At 69.3% G+C, this 13,832-nt stretch carries 16 protein-coding genes and 1 riboswitch; of the genes, 9 read left to right on the top strand and 7 right to left on the bottom strand.

Annotated features, from left to right (window positions below):
- Positions 1-135: 135 nt before the first annotated feature.
- A complete protein-coding gene (thiC, locus tag ACE3T2_RS19590; RefSeq protein WP_374660473.1) occupies positions 136-1,959 on the bottom strand; it encodes a phosphomethylpyrimidine synthase ThiC in 1,824 nt (607 codons plus the stop codon).
- Between the two features lie 56 nt (positions 1,960-2,015).
- Positions 2,016-2,123: riboswitch (TPP riboswitch) on the bottom strand.
- A 90-nt stretch (positions 2,124-2,213) separates the two neighbouring features.
- On the opposite strand from thiC, the gene ACE3T2_RS19595 reads away from it, so the two are divergent.
- The 3 genes from ACE3T2_RS19595 to ACE3T2_RS19605 all read left to right on the top strand — a co-directional run bounded on the left by ACE3T2_RS19595 (position 2,214) and on the right by ACE3T2_RS19605 (position 4,367).
- Entirely contained in the window at positions 2,214-2,615 is a 402-nt protein-coding gene (locus ACE3T2_RS19595; RefSeq protein ID WP_374660475.1) for a DUF6491 family protein, read from the top strand.
- A 61-nt stretch (positions 2,616-2,676) separates the two neighbouring features.
- A complete protein-coding gene (locus ACE3T2_RS19600; protein ID WP_374660477.1) occupies positions 2,677-3,681 on the top strand; it encodes a D-cysteine desulfhydrase in 1,005 nt (334 codons plus the stop codon).
- Positions 3,678-4,367, top strand: coding sequence for an aspartate/glutamate racemase family protein (locus ACE3T2_RS19605; protein ID WP_374660479.1), 690 nt, complete (start codon positions 3,678-3,680; stop codon positions 4,365-4,367). The genes ACE3T2_RS19600 and ACE3T2_RS19605 overlap by 4 nt, the downstream gene beginning before the upstream one ends.
- Here the strand turns inward: ACE3T2_RS19605 and ACE3T2_RS19610 are convergent.
- The 4 genes from ACE3T2_RS19610 to ACE3T2_RS19625 form a co-directional block, all read right to left on the bottom strand.
- On the bottom strand, positions 4,364-5,215 hold the full coding sequence (locus ACE3T2_RS19610; RefSeq protein ID WP_374660481.1) for a neutral zinc metallopeptidase: 852 nt from the start codon (positions 5,213-5,215) through the stop codon (positions 4,364-4,366). The genes ACE3T2_RS19605 and ACE3T2_RS19610 overlap by 4 nt on opposite strands.
- A gap of 76 nt (positions 5,216-5,291) precedes the next feature.
- Positions 5,292-5,633, bottom strand: a complete 342-nt coding sequence (locus ACE3T2_RS19615) for a hypothetical protein (RefSeq protein WP_374660483.1) — start codon at positions 5,631-5,633, stop codon at positions 5,292-5,294.
- Between the two features lie 33 nt (positions 5,634-5,666).
- The gene (locus ACE3T2_RS19620) at positions 5,667-6,221 is read right to left on the bottom strand and encodes a hypothetical protein (protein WP_374660485.1); all 555 of its coding nucleotides are present in this window, start codon (positions 6,219-6,221) and stop codon (positions 5,667-5,669) included.
- Between the two features lie 58 nt (positions 6,222-6,279).
- On the bottom strand, positions 6,280-7,185 hold the full coding sequence (locus tag ACE3T2_RS19625; RefSeq protein ID WP_374660487.1) for a DMT family transporter: 906 nt from the start codon (positions 7,183-7,185) through the stop codon (positions 6,280-6,282).
- Positions 7,186-7,325: 140 nt separating this feature from the next.
- Here ACE3T2_RS19625 and ACE3T2_RS19630 point away from each other — a divergent pair, with 140 nt between their 5' ends.
- Positions 7,326-7,721, top strand: a complete 396-nt coding sequence (locus ACE3T2_RS19630; RefSeq protein ID WP_374660489.1) for an MAPEG family protein — start codon at positions 7,326-7,328, stop codon at positions 7,719-7,721.
- Here the strand turns inward: ACE3T2_RS19630 and ACE3T2_RS19635 are convergent.
- Complete coding sequence (locus tag ACE3T2_RS19635) at positions 7,718-8,134, bottom strand: nuclear transport factor 2 family protein (protein WP_374660491.1); 417 nt, start codon at positions 8,132-8,134, stop codon at positions 7,718-7,720. The genes ACE3T2_RS19630 and ACE3T2_RS19635 overlap by 4 nt on opposite strands.
- Before the next feature lie 48 nt (positions 8,135-8,182).
- Between ACE3T2_RS19635 and ACE3T2_RS19640 the strand changes: the two genes are divergently transcribed.
- From ACE3T2_RS19640 to ACE3T2_RS19650, 3 genes are all read left to right on the top strand, one after another.
- Positions 8,183-8,947 (top strand): helix-turn-helix domain-containing protein, encoded by a 765-nt coding sequence (locus ACE3T2_RS19640; protein WP_374660493.1) that lies wholly within the window; start codon positions 8,183-8,185, stop codon positions 8,945-8,947.
- Positions 8,944-10,083 (top strand): patatin-like phospholipase family protein, encoded by a 1,140-nt coding sequence (locus ACE3T2_RS19645; protein ID WP_374660495.1) that lies wholly within the window; start codon positions 8,944-8,946, stop codon positions 10,081-10,083. Before ACE3T2_RS19640 ends, ACE3T2_RS19645 begins: the two co-directional genes overlap by 4 nt.
- 72 nt (positions 10,084-10,155) lie before the next feature.
- A complete protein-coding gene (locus ACE3T2_RS19650) occupies positions 10,156-10,461 on the top strand; it encodes a hypothetical protein (RefSeq protein ID WP_374660497.1) in 306 nt (101 codons plus the stop codon).
- On the opposite strand, the gene ACE3T2_RS19655 is transcribed toward ACE3T2_RS19650, so the two are convergent.
- On the bottom strand, positions 10,458-10,652 hold the full coding sequence (locus ACE3T2_RS19655) for a heavy-metal-associated domain-containing protein (protein ID WP_374660499.1): 195 nt from the start codon (positions 10,650-10,652) through the stop codon (positions 10,458-10,460). The two genes, ACE3T2_RS19650 and ACE3T2_RS19655, sit on opposite strands and share 4 nt — an antisense overlap.
- Positions 10,653-10,792: 140 nt before the next feature.
- On the opposite strand from ACE3T2_RS19655, the gene ACE3T2_RS19660 reads away from it, so the two are divergent.
- Both ACE3T2_RS19660 and cueR read left to right on the top strand, forming a co-directional pair.
- On the top strand, positions 10,793-13,270 hold the full coding sequence (locus ACE3T2_RS19660; RefSeq protein ID WP_374660501.1) for a copper-translocating P-type ATPase: 2,478 nt from the start codon (positions 10,793-10,795) through the stop codon (positions 13,268-13,270).
- A 15-nt stretch (positions 13,271-13,285) separates the two neighbouring features.
- The gene (gene cueR, locus ACE3T2_RS19665) at positions 13,286-13,762 is read left to right on the top strand and encodes a Cu(I)-responsive transcriptional regulator (RefSeq protein ID WP_374660503.1); all 477 of its coding nucleotides are present in this window, start codon (positions 13,286-13,288) and stop codon (positions 13,760-13,762) included.
- Positions 13,763-13,832 lie beyond the last annotated feature (70 nt).

Consider the following 13,832-nt stretch of genomic DNA (forward strand, 5'->3'; position numbering starts at 1 on the left):
CCCCGGCGAACCCGGGGGCGCAAACTGACTATGCCCAATCCACGTCGGAAACGGTCGTAGTCCGGAGGCCCCGCTTGGATCCGGCTCTCGCCGGGTCGAGCGGTGAAGAGGCGGCCCCTTCACCGCTCCCGAAGGTCAGCTTTCGGCCTTCACATAGATTTCCCCGCCCTCGGCGCGGAACTTCTCGCTCATCTGCTCCATGCCGGCGGCGACGTCGTTCTGCTTGGCGGCGGCGTCGCGGATGTCCTGGCTGATCTTCATCGAGCAGAACTTGGGACCGCACATCGAGCAGAAGTGAGCGGTCTTCATCGCTTCCTTCGGCAGGGTCTCGTCGTGGTATTCGCGGGCGGTTTCCGGATCGAGGCCCAGGTTGAACTGGTCCTCCCAGCGGAATTCGAAGCGGGCGCGGCTAAGCGCGTCGTCCCAGGCCCGGGCGCTGGGGTGGCCCTTGGCGAGGTCGGCGGCGTGGGCGGCGATCTTGTAGGTGATCACCCCTTCCTTGACGTCCTCGCGGTCCGGCAGGCCCAGGTGCTCCTTGGGCGTCACGTAGCAGAGCATGGCGGTGCCGAACCAGCCGATCATCGCAGCCCCGATGGCGCTGGTGATGTGGTCGTAGCCAGGGGCGACGTCGGTGGTTAGCGGGCCGAGGGTGTAGAAGGGGGCCTCGCCGCAGGTGGCCAGCTGCTTGTCCATGTTGGCCTTGATCTTGTGCATCGGCACGTGGCCGGGGCCTTCGATCATCACCTGCACGCCATGCTTCCAGGCGATCGGGGTCAGTTCGCCCAAGGTCTCCAGTTCGGCGAACTGGGCCGCGTCGTTGGCGTCGGCGATCGAGCCCGGACGCAGGCCGTCGCCCAGCGAGAACGACACGTCATAGGCGCGCATGATCTCGCAGATCTCTTCGAAGTGCTCGTAGAGGAAGTTCTCCTTATGGTGCGCCAGGCACCACTTGGCCATGATCGAGCCGCCGCGGGAAACGATGCCGGTCACCCGCTTGGCGGTCAGCGGGATATAGGCCAGCCGCACGCCCGCGTGGATCGTGAAGTAGTCCACGCCCTGCTCGGCCTGCTCGATCAGGGTGTCGCGGAAGACCTCCCAGTTCAGGTCCTCGGCGATGCCGTTGACCTTCTCCAGCGCCTGATAGATCGGCACCGTGCCGATCGGCACCGGGCTGTTGCGGATGATCCAGTCGCGGATGTTGTGGATGTTGCGGCCGGTCGACAGGTCCATGACCGTGTCGGCGCCCCAGCGGATCGCCCAGACCATCTTGTCGACCTCGTCGGCGACGGTCGACAGAACGGCCGAGTTGCCGATGTTGGCGTTGATCTTGACCAGGAAGTTGCGGCCGATCGCCATCGGCTCGAGTTCGGTGTGGTTGATGTTGGCCGGAATGATCGCCCGGCCGCGCGCCACCTCGTCGCGCACGAACTCGGGGGTCACGAAGTCGGGGATCGATGCGCCGAAGTCCTCCCCGTCGCGGATGAAGGCGTCGGTCTCCTTGCGCCGCAGGTTCTCGCGGATGGCGACGTATTCCATCTCGGGCGTGATGATCCCGCGGCGGGCGTACTCCAGCTGGGTGACGGCGCCGCCCGCCTTGGCGCGATAGACGCGGCGCGGGGCGCTGAATTGCGGAGCCAGATGCTCGCCCTTGGCGAAGCCGTTGTCCTCGGGCTTCACCTCCCGGGGATTTTCAACGATCTCAACGTCCCCGCGCGACACGACCCACGGCTCGCGCACCCGCGACAGGCCCTGGTCGATGTCGATCTTCACCTGCGGGTCCGTATAGGGGCCGGACGGGTCGTAGATCGTCACCGGCGGCTCGTTCGCCGACGGATGCACCGCCACCTCGCGGAACGGCACACGGATGTCGGGCCACAGCACGCCAGGCTGATAGACTTTGCGCGAGCCGGGGCGCTCGCCGGTCGGGATGGCGTCTTTCACGGGCGTCTGGATGTTCACCGGCGCGTGCTCCTACGAAGGCCAAGGGCCCGCCGGCGATCGGGAATCCGAGCACGAAACGCTCGAAACGCCTTCCCTTCGCCGGCATGACCCGGATCAGGTTCTACGGGTCGCGGGCTCGCCCGCCTCTCAGCCGCCTAAGCGCGGCCCCCCGAGGACAAGGCCCACACATAGGCCCGATCGGCGACGATGGAAAGCGCCGCTATCCGGCCCTATTATTGCGTTTCATTTTCGCGTCCTCGTGGGAGAGCGCCATGCAACGCCTGATCGTCCTGGCATCCGTCGCCGCCCTGTCGGCGACCGCCGCCCCCGCCCTGGCCGCCGATCCCGCCAAGCCTGCGGCAAACTCGCAGTGCTTTCGCGTCAGCCAGATCCAGAACCACACCAAAGGTGACGCCAAGACGCTCTATCTGTCGGTCAAGCCGAAGAAGGCGGTCTATCGCCTCGGCATGTCGGGCAGTTGCCTGGCCGGCGTGAACTCCAGCGACCCACTGGTGCTCGAGACGGTAGGCGGGACTGACCTGGTCTGCCGGCCCCTCGACCTGGACCTCAAGGTCAAGCTAGGGCCGGGCGGCCTCACGCCTTGCATCATCAAGGACATCACGCGCCTGACGCCCGATCAGGTCGCCGCGCTGCCGCCTAAGGTCCGCCCCTAGTCCCTCGCGCCCCTGGACGAACCTTGGCCGCGTGCTAGTCGTGCGGCCGAGGAGTTCCGTCATGCATCTCGCCAAGTTCCCCAGGGCGCGTTTCGCCCATCTCCCCACGCCGCTGGAGGATGCGCCGCGCCTGGCCGCCGCCCTCGGCCTGAAGCGCCTGCTGATCAAGCGCGACGACTGCACGGGCTTGGCCGGCGGCGGCAATAAGACCCGCAAGCTCGAGTTCCTGCTGGGCGAGGCCTTGTCACAGGGCGCCGACACCCTGGTGAGCCAGGGCGCCATTCAGTCGAACCACGTGCGCCAGACGGCCGCCGCGGCGGCGCGGTTCGGCATGGCCTGCGAGATCATCCTGGAGGCGCGGACCGGATCGAACGCCGTCGACTACAACGGCTCGGGCAACGTGCTGCTCGACCGACTGCTCGGCGCCTCCATCCGCACCGTCCCGGGCGGAACCGACATGAACGCCGAACTGGCCCGGAGCGCCGACGACATCCGCGCCCGCGGCGGCAAGCCCTATGTGATCCCGGGCGGCGGCTCCAATGCGGTCGGCGCGCTCGGCTATGTCGACTGCGCGTTGGAACTGGTGCGCCAGGCCGACGCCGCGGGCATCGTCATCGATCGCCTGGTCACGGCTACGGGCAGCGCCGGCACCCATGCGGGTCTGATCGCCGGCTTCGCCCTGGCCGGCGCCGACATCCCGATCCTTGGCGTCGGAGTGCGCGCGCCCAAGGACGTGCAGGAGGCCAACGTCCACAAGCTGGCGGTCGAGACCGCCGCGCGCTTTGGCCATGAGGACCGGGTGACCCGCGACCTGACGGTCGCCGACTGCGACTATGTCGGCGCCGGCTATGGCCTGATCGACGAGGCGGTGATCGACGCCCTGAAGCTCGCCGCCCGCACCGAGGGCCTGCTGCTCGACCCGGTCTATTCGGGCAAGGCGATGAAAGGCCTGATCGCGCTTGCGCGGCAAGGCGCCTTCAAGGACGAAACCGTGGTCTTCCTGCACACCGGCGGGGCCCAGGGCCTGTTCGGCTATCACAGCGAGTTGGAAGGATCACTGGCATGAGCCTGGTGCTTGGCGTGCTGGGCGGCATGGGACCGGCCGCCACTCTCGACTTCCTGACCAAGCTCCAGGCCCTGACCCCCGCCGAGCGCGACCAGGATCACATCCGCACCATCGTCGACATCAATCCCCAGGCGCCGGACCGCAACGACCCGCTGAACAAGCCCGGGCCGGTGTTGGCCGAGATGGCGGGCGCCCTGCGGGGGGCCGGCGCCGATGTGCTGGCCATCGCCTGCAACACCGCCCACGCCTATGCCGACATGATCGTGCGGGCCAGCGGTCTGCCACTGATCGACATGATCGGCGCGGCCTCCGCCGCCGCCCGCGACACCGGGGCTGCGCGGGCCGGCGTGCTGGGCACCCGCGAGGCCCTCAAGCTCTACCGCGAATACTTGGCGGCCCAGGGCATGGGCATCGTCACCCTGCCCCCCGAGCGGCAGGAGGTGTTCATGGACCTCATCTACCGCATCAAGCGCGGGGACCTGTCGAGCGGCGTGCGCAGCGAGATGGCGGCCCTGGCCGCGGACCTCGCCGCCGGCGGCGCAGAGGCGATCATCGCCGGCTGCACCGAAGTTCCCCTGGCCTATCAGCACGGCTCTGGCCGCCTGCCCTTCATCGACGCGGGCGAGGCGCTGGCGCGTCGTTGCGTGTCGGTGTGCCTGGGCCTGGAACCCGTCCCGGCGATCTAGAGCCGGCCGGCCCGGAAGGTGTCGCAAGCGGCCGGATCGCCCTTCTCCACCCCGGCGCGGAACCAGCGCATGCGCTGCTCGCTGGTGCCATGGGTGAAGGCGTCTGGCATGACGCGCCCCTGGGTCTGCTTCTGGATTGCATCGTCGCCCACCGCCGCTGCGGCGCGGATGCCGTCCTCGATATCGGCCGGGTCCAGCGCGACCTCGCCGCCGGACACCGCCGGCGCGTGGGCTACCCAGACCCCCGCGTAGCAATCGGCCTGCAACTCCAGCCGTACGGCCGACGAGTCGGCCCCGCGCGAGCCGCCCTCCACCTGACGCGTGGCGCCGGTCAGGTTCTGGACGTGGTGGCCGATCTCGTGCGCGATGACATAGGCGCGCGCGGCTTCTCCCTTGGCGCCGAACCGGGTCTCCAGTTCCTGCCAGAAGGCGAGGTCCAGATAGACCTTCTGGTCGGCCGGGCAATAGAAGGGCCCCATCGCCGACTGCCCCATGCCGCAGCCTGTGCCGGTCGCCTGGTCGTAGATCACCACGGCCGCCGGGCGGCGATAGCGCTGGCCCTCGGCGGCGAAAATCTTGCTCCAGACGTCGGTGGTCGACTGTTCGATGACGTCGACGAACTGGCCGCCCTGATCCTGGGTCGTGCCGCGCACGCCGTCCTGCTGCTGGGCTTGCTCGCCGCCTGCGCCGCCGACAACCGACATGGTGGTCGACGGATCGATGCCGAACACGAAATAGCCGATAAGGGCCAGCACCACGCCGCCCAGGCCGATGCCGCCGACACCTGCCGCGCCCAACCCGCGCCGGTCCTCGATATTGCCGCCGCGGCGGCCGCCCTGCCAACGCATGCCCTGGTTCCCTCCTCAGACGCCCGATGCTCAACGCGCGGACTGGGCCATAGGATGCGGGCTCGCCGCGCGTCTGTCAGCGCCTGTTCTGCGTGACGTCGCGAATACGGGCGTTGGAGGCCGCCAGCGCCGCGTCGGGGATCGAGGCGTAGCCGCCGGCCGTGGTGGTCGCCGTCTGGGCCGGCGCGGCGCGCGGATAGGGCGGCGGCATGGCCGCCTGCAGGTCACGCAGCCGCTGCTCGGACTGCACGCGGGCGTCCAGGGTGTTCAACTGGTTCTCCAACGCGATCGACCTTTGCCGGTCCAATTGCTGTTGGGTCATAAGGTCGAGCTGTTGGGTCGCCTGCGGGCTGATCTGGGCCGTGACCGGCCCCGCCAGGGCGCTGGTTGCGAAAAGGGCGAGGGCGAGACGTCGCATCACCAGTCAACGCGCGGCGCGGCGCCAGGCTCCCTATCGGCGCGAGACGGTGAAGCGAGCGAGCTGTTCGCCGGGAGCGGGCCAATCCGGGGCCAGTTCCTGCGCCTTGCGGTAGTCGAGATAGGCCGATTTGGCGTCCTCCATACCCTCATAGGCCAAGGCTCGGTTGTAATAGGCCTTCGCCGGTTCGGTGACGCCCAGGTCCAGCCCCTTGTTGATATCGGGCAGGCTCTCGGCGTAGCGACGCCGGCCGATCGAGGCCGCGCCCCGGTTCACATAGGCCTCGCCTAGCTCGGGATGCAACCGCAGCGCCGAGTCGAAGTCGCGCGTGGCGTCCGTATAGGCCGCCCGCCGCAGCTTCAGCACGCCGCGGTTCACGAAGGTGCCCGCGCGGTCGCGCACGTTCATCAGCTCGGTCTCGAGCGCCAGCGTGCAGACCTCCTGGAACTTGGGATCGTCCTCGCCGCCCATGGCCGCCTTCGAGCAGGCCTCGGCCAGTCCGCCGCCGATGACGCTCACCGCGCCCTGGGCGACGCCGGCAAAGCTCAGCGCGGCGAACGCGACGATCAATGGAAGCGCCTTGAGCATGGCCCGGTCTCCTGCATCCGAACCCAGGCGCAGAGAGTTCTCCCGTAACGCAGTTCTGTCAACGCGCCGCGCGCAGCCGTCGTGTCTCGCGGAAGAGGATGTAGACGCCGCTGGCGGCCACGACGAGCGCGCCGGCGATGGTGGCCGCCCGCGGGATCTCGTCCCACACCAGGTAGCCGATGATGCAGGCCCAGACGAGCTGGGTGTAGTCGAACGGCGCCACCACGGCGACCGGCGCGCGGCGGAGGGCCTCGGTCAGGAACAGCTGGCCTGTGCCGCCGACCAGGCCGGTGCAGACCAGCATGACCAGGGTCGTGACGTCGGGGATCGTCCAGCCGCCGAACGGCAGGCTGGCAAGGCCGACCAGCATGCCGGCCAGGGTGAAGTAGAAGACGATGGTGGGGCCGGGCTCGGTGCGGCCGATCTCGCGGATGGCGATCATCGCTCCGGCCGCCCCTAACGCCCCGGCCAGGCCGAAGACGGTGCCGAGCGAGGCCATGTGCGTCGGATCGGGTCGCACCATGATCAGCACGCCGATGAAGCCGACCACCACCGCGCCCCAACGATGGACGCCGACCACCTCCTTCAGGATCAGGGCCGAAAGCGCGGTCATGAACAGCGGCGAGGCGAAGGACAGAGCTGTCGACTCGGTCAGCGGCAGCATCGACACCGCCGTGAACCCGCAGAACATTCCAATCAGCCCGACCGCAGAGCGCGTGGCGTGGCCGCCCAGCCGCTGGGTCTTCAACACGCCGAAGCCCGAGGTCCGTCCGACGTAGAGCAGCACCGGCAGGAAAGCGAACGCGTTGCGGAAGAAGATGATCTCCAGCACCGGCGCGCCGCGCTCGGCGCAGGCCTTCACCAGCGCCGCGAGCCCGGCCATGCAGGCCATGGCCGCGATGCGCAGGGCGATTCCCATGCCGTTGCGTTGGGTGACGGCGTGCGGACTCTGGTCGGCGGGCAACGGAAACTCCTCGGGCCGCCGTCCATAGGCCCCCTGCTCCAGCCGCGCCATAGGCCGATGCGCCGCGTCTCGCGTTTGTCCTGGCGTGACGTAAAGTCATTCGCGCACGGTCAAGCTGACCGACAAACGGGGACCACGACATGACGATCGGATTGATGATGGCCGCCTGGACGCTCGTCCTGGCCTTTGCACAGATCCTGCTTTTCGATATCGCCAGGACGGCCCAGTACGGCCTCAAGTGGAACACGGGCCCGCGCGACGGCGAGATGCCGCCGCTCAGCGATCGCGCCCAGCGCTTGAAGCGCGCGCAGGACAACCTGTTCGAAACCCTGCCGCTGTTCCTGGGGGCGGTCCTGATCGCCCATGTCGCCGGCAAGGAGAACGAGACCACCGCCCTGGGCGCCCAGATCTACTTCTGGGCCCGGGTCGCCTATGTGCCGCTCTATGCCTGGGGCGTGCGCCACCTGCGCTCGCTGGTCTGGATCGTCAGCATCGTCGGCCTGGGCATGATCGCCCAGGCGATCCTGTTGCCCTAACCGCCGACACAGGCGTCGATCAGGGTCTGGTCGGCGTCATACACCCAGCACTCGGCCAGCCGCCCATCGCGGACGGCGTAGAGCAGGAGGCGGTCGACCTCGATCGTCTCCTCGCCCTTTTTCAGGGTCTCGCGAGCCAGGATCGCGCCGCGCTCCGCCCCGGAGAGCACCGTCAGCACCCCGCTCAGCCGCCGACGCGTGGCGGCGGAGAACTCGGCTAGTGCCGCCATGGCCGCGGCCTTCCCGACATGGACGCCGGCCAGCCGATGGCGGCCGAAATAGTGGAGTACGAAATCGGCGTGATAGCTGTCTGCGATGGTCGCCATGTCGCCGGCCGCCCAGGCGCAGGCGTAGCGTTCGACCACACGGCGGATTTCATCGGCGCAGTTGGCGGGAGCAGCGGCTTCGGTCATGGTGGCAGCCTGAACCAGGCTCGCGCAGACCGCTTTCAAGAACTGGCTATGACCGGCGAAATCCAGGCCCGGCTGTTCTCCTGGGGCGCGCGGGCGCTCTATCTCGGCCCCGCGCTCAATCTTTCGCCCCACCGCAATGCGGTCGCCGTGCTGGCGCTCGCTCTGACCGGCTCCTTCCGGCTGGCGCGCGACGCAGAGAACCTCGGGCAGGGCTACGAAGCCCATCGCAGCGCCCTGATCGCGCCGGGCGCCCTGCATCACCTGATCGCCGAGGGGCCGATGGCGTTCCTCTATCTCGACGCCGCCAGCCGGGACCTCCAGAACATCCGCGCGTGCTGCCGACGTCCCGGCCACGGCGCGGACTTCGACCTGGAGGGCGAGATGGCCCTGGCCGCACGACTGAGCGGCGTGGCGCGAGGCGCCGTGTCCTGGGCCGACGCCCGCGCCGAGCTGGACGCCCTGCTGCGTCCCCAACGCGCCGCCGTGGACCGCCGCGTCCGCCAGGCCCTCGCACGGATGCACGCCGCCCCGGCCGCGCGTCCATCCCTGTCCGAACTCGCCGCGACCGCGGGGCTGTCGACCTCGCGCTTCATCCACCTCTTCAAGGCCGCCACCGGCGTTCCCCTGCGACGTTACAAGATGTGGCTGGCGGTCGGCGCGGCGATGCGCGAGTTGAGCGGCGGCGCGAACCTGACCCAGGCCGCGCTCGGGGCGGGATTTTCCTCCTCGGCGCATTTCAGTTCGGCCTTCCGCGACATGTTCGGCATGGAGCCTTCGCGCCTGGCCGGAACCGCTATGACGAGACGATCATGACCAGACCCGTTCGCCTCGCGCTCGCCTGTCTGTCCGCCGCTGCTCTCGCAGGGTGCGCCTCGCTCAGCCGGGAGGACTTCACCGCCGCCGAGGCCTATCGCGCCCGGCCCGAAGCGGCCGCCGACATTCGCTTCAACGCCGACGACCAGGACGCGGCGCTGGCCTTCACCAATCGCGCCCGCCGCCAGCTCGCCGCCAACGGCGACCGGCGTGTGGACATCCTGGCCATCTCCGGCGGCGGTGCGGACGGGGCCTATGGCGCGGGCCTGCTGGTCGGCTGGACCAAGGCCAAGACCCGCCCGACCTTCGAGGTGGTGACCGGCGTCAGCACCGGCGCCCTGATCGCCCCCTTCGCCTATCTCGGCCCGACCTGGGACAAGCAGCTGACCGAGGCCTATGCCGGCGGCGGGGCCAGCGGCGTGCTCAAGGGCCGCGGCCTCGGCGTCGTGTTTTCGTCCAGCCTCTACAGTCCGGACTCCCTGCGCCTGCTGGTGGAATCCTACTGCACGCCGGTGATGCTGCACGAGATCGCCCAAGAGCACGCCAAGGGCCGGCGTCTGCTGATCGCCACCACCAATCTGGACAGCCAGCGGACCGTCGTCTGGGACATGGGCGCCATCGCCGCCCGCGGCGGGCCGGAAGCTCTGAAGCTGTTCCGCGACGTGCTGATCGCCTCGGCCGCCATTCCCGGGGTCTTCCCGCCGGTGATGATCCCGGTCACCGCGCCGGACGGCAAGGAAATCGACGAAATGCATGTCGACGGCGGCGTCACCGCCCCCTTCGTGACCATTCCCGAAGGCCTCTACTTCTGGGAAGCGCCCGAGGGTCAGGCCCTGAAAGGCCGCATCTACGTCATCGTCAACGGCAAGATCGACCCCAGCTTCGCCGTCGTTAGGGGGCGCGCGCCGACCATTCTGGGCCGCACCTTCGACACCATGATGAAGACCAACCTGCGCGCGCACATCGTCGCCAATCGCGCCTTCGCCGAGCGCAACAACATGGATTTCGAGGTCGCTGAAGTGCCGCGCGACGCCGAGAGCGGCAGCCTGAACTTCCAGCCCGAGAGCATGCGCAAGCTGTTCGCCCTGGGCGAGGAGCGGGCCCTGGCCGGCACGGCGTTCGCCCGGCCCAACTGATTTCGCCGGGAACGAGTCGCAGTCCAATCCCGTTCGAAAAGAATGGGACGGCGTAACTCGACGAGGTACGCGATGAAGACTCTTCTAGCCACCGCCGCCATCGGCACGGCCCTGCTGGCCGGAGCCTGCGGCACCACCGTCACCGAACGCGCCGCGACGGGCGCTCTCGCCGGCGCTGCGGTCGGGGCGGCGGTTGACAGCTCCGTGACCGGAGCCCTGGTCGGCGGCGCGGCCGGCGCCGCTCTCGGCGCGGCGACGACCCCCAAGACCGACAACGTCAACCGCCGCCAGTATTACGACCAACGCGCGGGCCGCTACTATTTCTACGACCCGGGTTCGCGCCGCTACTACTGGGAAGACGGCAGCCCCCGCCGCTAAGCGGCGACCTTGTAGCCGAAGCCTTCAATCGCCGCGGCGACGACGTCGCGGCGATCGTCGCCTTCCACCGTGACCATGCCGGTTGGCAGGTCCACGATCACCTCGGCCGCCGGGGCGACGGTCTGCACGGCCTTGGTCACCGTCTTCACGCAGTGGCCGCACGTCATGCCCTCGACCTTCAAGCTCAACATCGATGTCTTCTCCCAGCATTTCGATGCTTAGCGTTCTGCGCCTTCCCGCCATTGGAAGGTCAACACGAAAAATCACCGCTTGACCCTCCCATGATGGGAAGGTCCATTCAGTGCGGGTCTCGAGTTGAACGGAGCCCGCCATGACGCAAACAATCTTGCAGCCGATCGATATCCCGGTGCTGGGCATGACCTGCGCCAGCTGCGTCGGGCGGGTTGAAAAGGCCATCGCCGCCGTGCCCGGCGTCGCCGCAGCCAACGTCAACCTGGCCGCGGAGCGGGCGCACGTCGAACTGACGCCGGAAGGCGACACCGCCGCCGTGGTCGAGGCCATCCGCAAGGCCGGCTACGAACCGCTCGACCGCGAACTCGACCTGAAAATCGGCGGCATGACCTGCGCCAGCTGCGTCTCGCGCGTGGAAAAGGCCCTGCGCTCGGTTCCGGGGGTTCTGGAAGCCCAGGTGAACCTCGCCACCGAGCGCGCCCACGTCCGCGCCTTGGCCGGCGCCGCCGATACGCCTGCTCTGGTCGCCGCCGTCGCTGCCGCGGGCTACGAGGCCCAGGCCATAGACGAAGCCGCCGCCCCCGACCTGGCCGACCGCGAGCGCGAGGCGCGCGAGGCCGAGATCAAGGCCCTGCGCGTGTCGGTCGCCGTCGCCGCGGCCGGGACGCTGCCGCTGTTCCTGGTCGAGATGGGCCGCCACTTCGTGCCGGGCGTTCACCACTGGCTGGCCGGGACCATCGGCGAGCAACCCTGGCGGCTCATCAGCTTCGCCCTCGCAGCCCTCGTGCTGTTCGGCCCGGGCCTGCGCTTCTTCCGCAAGGGCGTGCCCAACCTGATCCGTCGCGCGCCGGACATGAACTCGCTGGTGGTTCTCGGCACGACGGCGGCCTTCGCCTACTCGGCCGTCGCGACCTTCGCACCGTCCTTGCTGCCGGCCGGCGCCGACCATGTCTATTACGAAGCAGCGGCGGTCATCGTGACCCTGGTGCTGCTGGGCCGGCTGTTCGAGGCGCAGGCCAAGGGCCGCACCAGCGAGGCGATCAAGCGGCTGATGACCCTCCAGGCCAAGTCCGCCCGCGTGGTGCGCGATGGCGAGGAGCGCGAGGTCCCCATCGCCGAGGTCGTGGCCGGCGACATCGTCGTGGTCCGGCCGGGCGAGCGATTGGCCGTGGACGGCGAGATCCTCGACGGCGCCTCCTTCGTCGACGAATCCATGATCACCGGCGAACCGGTCCCGGTCGAGAAGGGCCCCGGCGACGCGGTCGTCGGCGGCACGGTCAACAAGTCCGGCGCCTTCCGCTTCCGCGCCACCAAGGTCGGCTCGCAGACCATGCTGGCCCAGATCGTGCGCATGGTCGAGGCGGCCCAGGGCTCGAAGCTGCCGATCCAGGCCCTGGTCGACAAGGTCACCGGCTGGTTCGTCCCGGCCGTGATCGCCGCGGCCCTGCTCACCTTCGCCGCCTGGATGGTGTTCGGCCCGAGCCCGGCGCTGGCTTTCGCCCTGGTCAACGCGGTGGCGGTGCTGATCATCGCCTGCCCCTGCGCCATGGGCCTGGCCACACCGACCTCGATCATGGTCGGCACGGGCCGCGCCGCCGAGCTGGGCGTGCTGTTCCGCAAGGGCGAGGCGCTGCAGGCGCTGCGCGACGTCAAGGTCGTGGCCTTCGACAAGACCGGCACCCTGACCGTCGGCCGCCCGGCCCTCACCGACCTCGCGACCGCCGAGGGCTTCGCCGAGGACGAGGTCCTGGCCCTGGCCGCGGCCGTCGAGAGCCGCTCCGAGCATCCGATCGCCGAGGCCATCGTCGCCGCCGCCCGCGACAAGGGGCTGGACGTCGCCGAACCTGAGGCCTTCGAATCCGTGGCCGGCTTCGGCGCCCAGGCCATGGTCGGCGGGCGGCTGGTCCAGATCGGCGCGGACCGGTTCATGCAGACGCTTGGCCTGTCGCCGGAAGCCTTCGCCGAGACCGCCCAGCGCCTGGCCGCCCAGGCCAAGACCCCGCTGTACGTCGCCGTCGACGGCAAGCTGGCCGCCGTGGTCGCCGTCGCCGACGCCATCAAGCCGACCACGCGCGAGGCGCTGGCCGCCCTGCACGCCATGGGCCTGAAGGTCGCGATGATCACCGGCGACAACGCCGCCACCGCCCGCGCCGTCGCCGCCGAGCTCGGCCTCGACGAGGTCCAGGCCGAGGTGCTGCCGGAAGGCAAGGTCGCCGCGGTACAGGCGCTTCGCGACCGCTTCGGTCCAATCGCCTTCGTCGGCGACGGCGTCAACGACGCCCCGGCCCTGGCGATGGCCGACGTCGGCCTGGCCATGGGCGCGGGCACGGACATCGCCATCGAGAGCGCCGACGTGGTGCTGATGCGCGGCGACCTGCGGGCGGTGGCGTCGGCCACCGCGCTCAGCCGCGCGGTGATGGCCAATATCGGCCAGAACCTGGTCTGGGCCTTCGGCTACAACGTGATCCTGATCCCGGTCGCGGCCGGCCTGCTTTATCCGTTTTTTGGGGTGCTGCTGTCGCCGATGGTAGCGGCCGGCGCCATGGCGCTCTCCAGTGTCAGCGTCGTCACCAACGCTCTGCGACTGAAGGCCTTCCGGCCTCCGGTCGCGGCTTAGAAGGGAGATATCCCAATGAATATCGGCCAAGCTTCCAAGGCCTCGGGCGTCTCCACCAAGATGATCCGCTACTACGACGAGATCGGTCTGGTGCGGCCCTCGGCCCGCACCGACTCCAACTACCGCGAATATGGCGAGCGCGAGCTGAACGAACTGCGTTTCATCCGCCGCGGCCGCTCGCTTGGCTTCTCGATGGCCGAGATCACCCAGTTGCTCTCGCTCTGGCGCGACCGCCAGCGGCCCAGCCGCGAGGTTAAGGCCATCGCCGAGCGGCACCTCGCCGACCTGGACGCCCGCATCGCCGAGATGCAGGCCATGGCCGACACCTTGCGCCACCTCTCGCACTGTTGCGCGGGCGACGACCGACCCGACTGCCCGATCCTTGCGGACCTGACCGCCGGGGCCCTGCCCGCCGACCCGGCGCCGCAGTTGCGGCGACGCTCTACCTTGTCTGTCGTCAGAACATTTGGCGCAGATCGCGGCGTAGATTAGCGGAGCGCGGGCCTCGTCCTGGGGTTGATATTAAGCGGCGAGCTTGCGGTGCTGCAAGCGTCGGTGTTCG

The organism is Phenylobacterium sp., assembly GCF_041919955.1.
GTDB lineage: Bacteria > Pseudomonadota > Alphaproteobacteria > Caulobacterales > Caulobacteraceae > Phenylobacterium.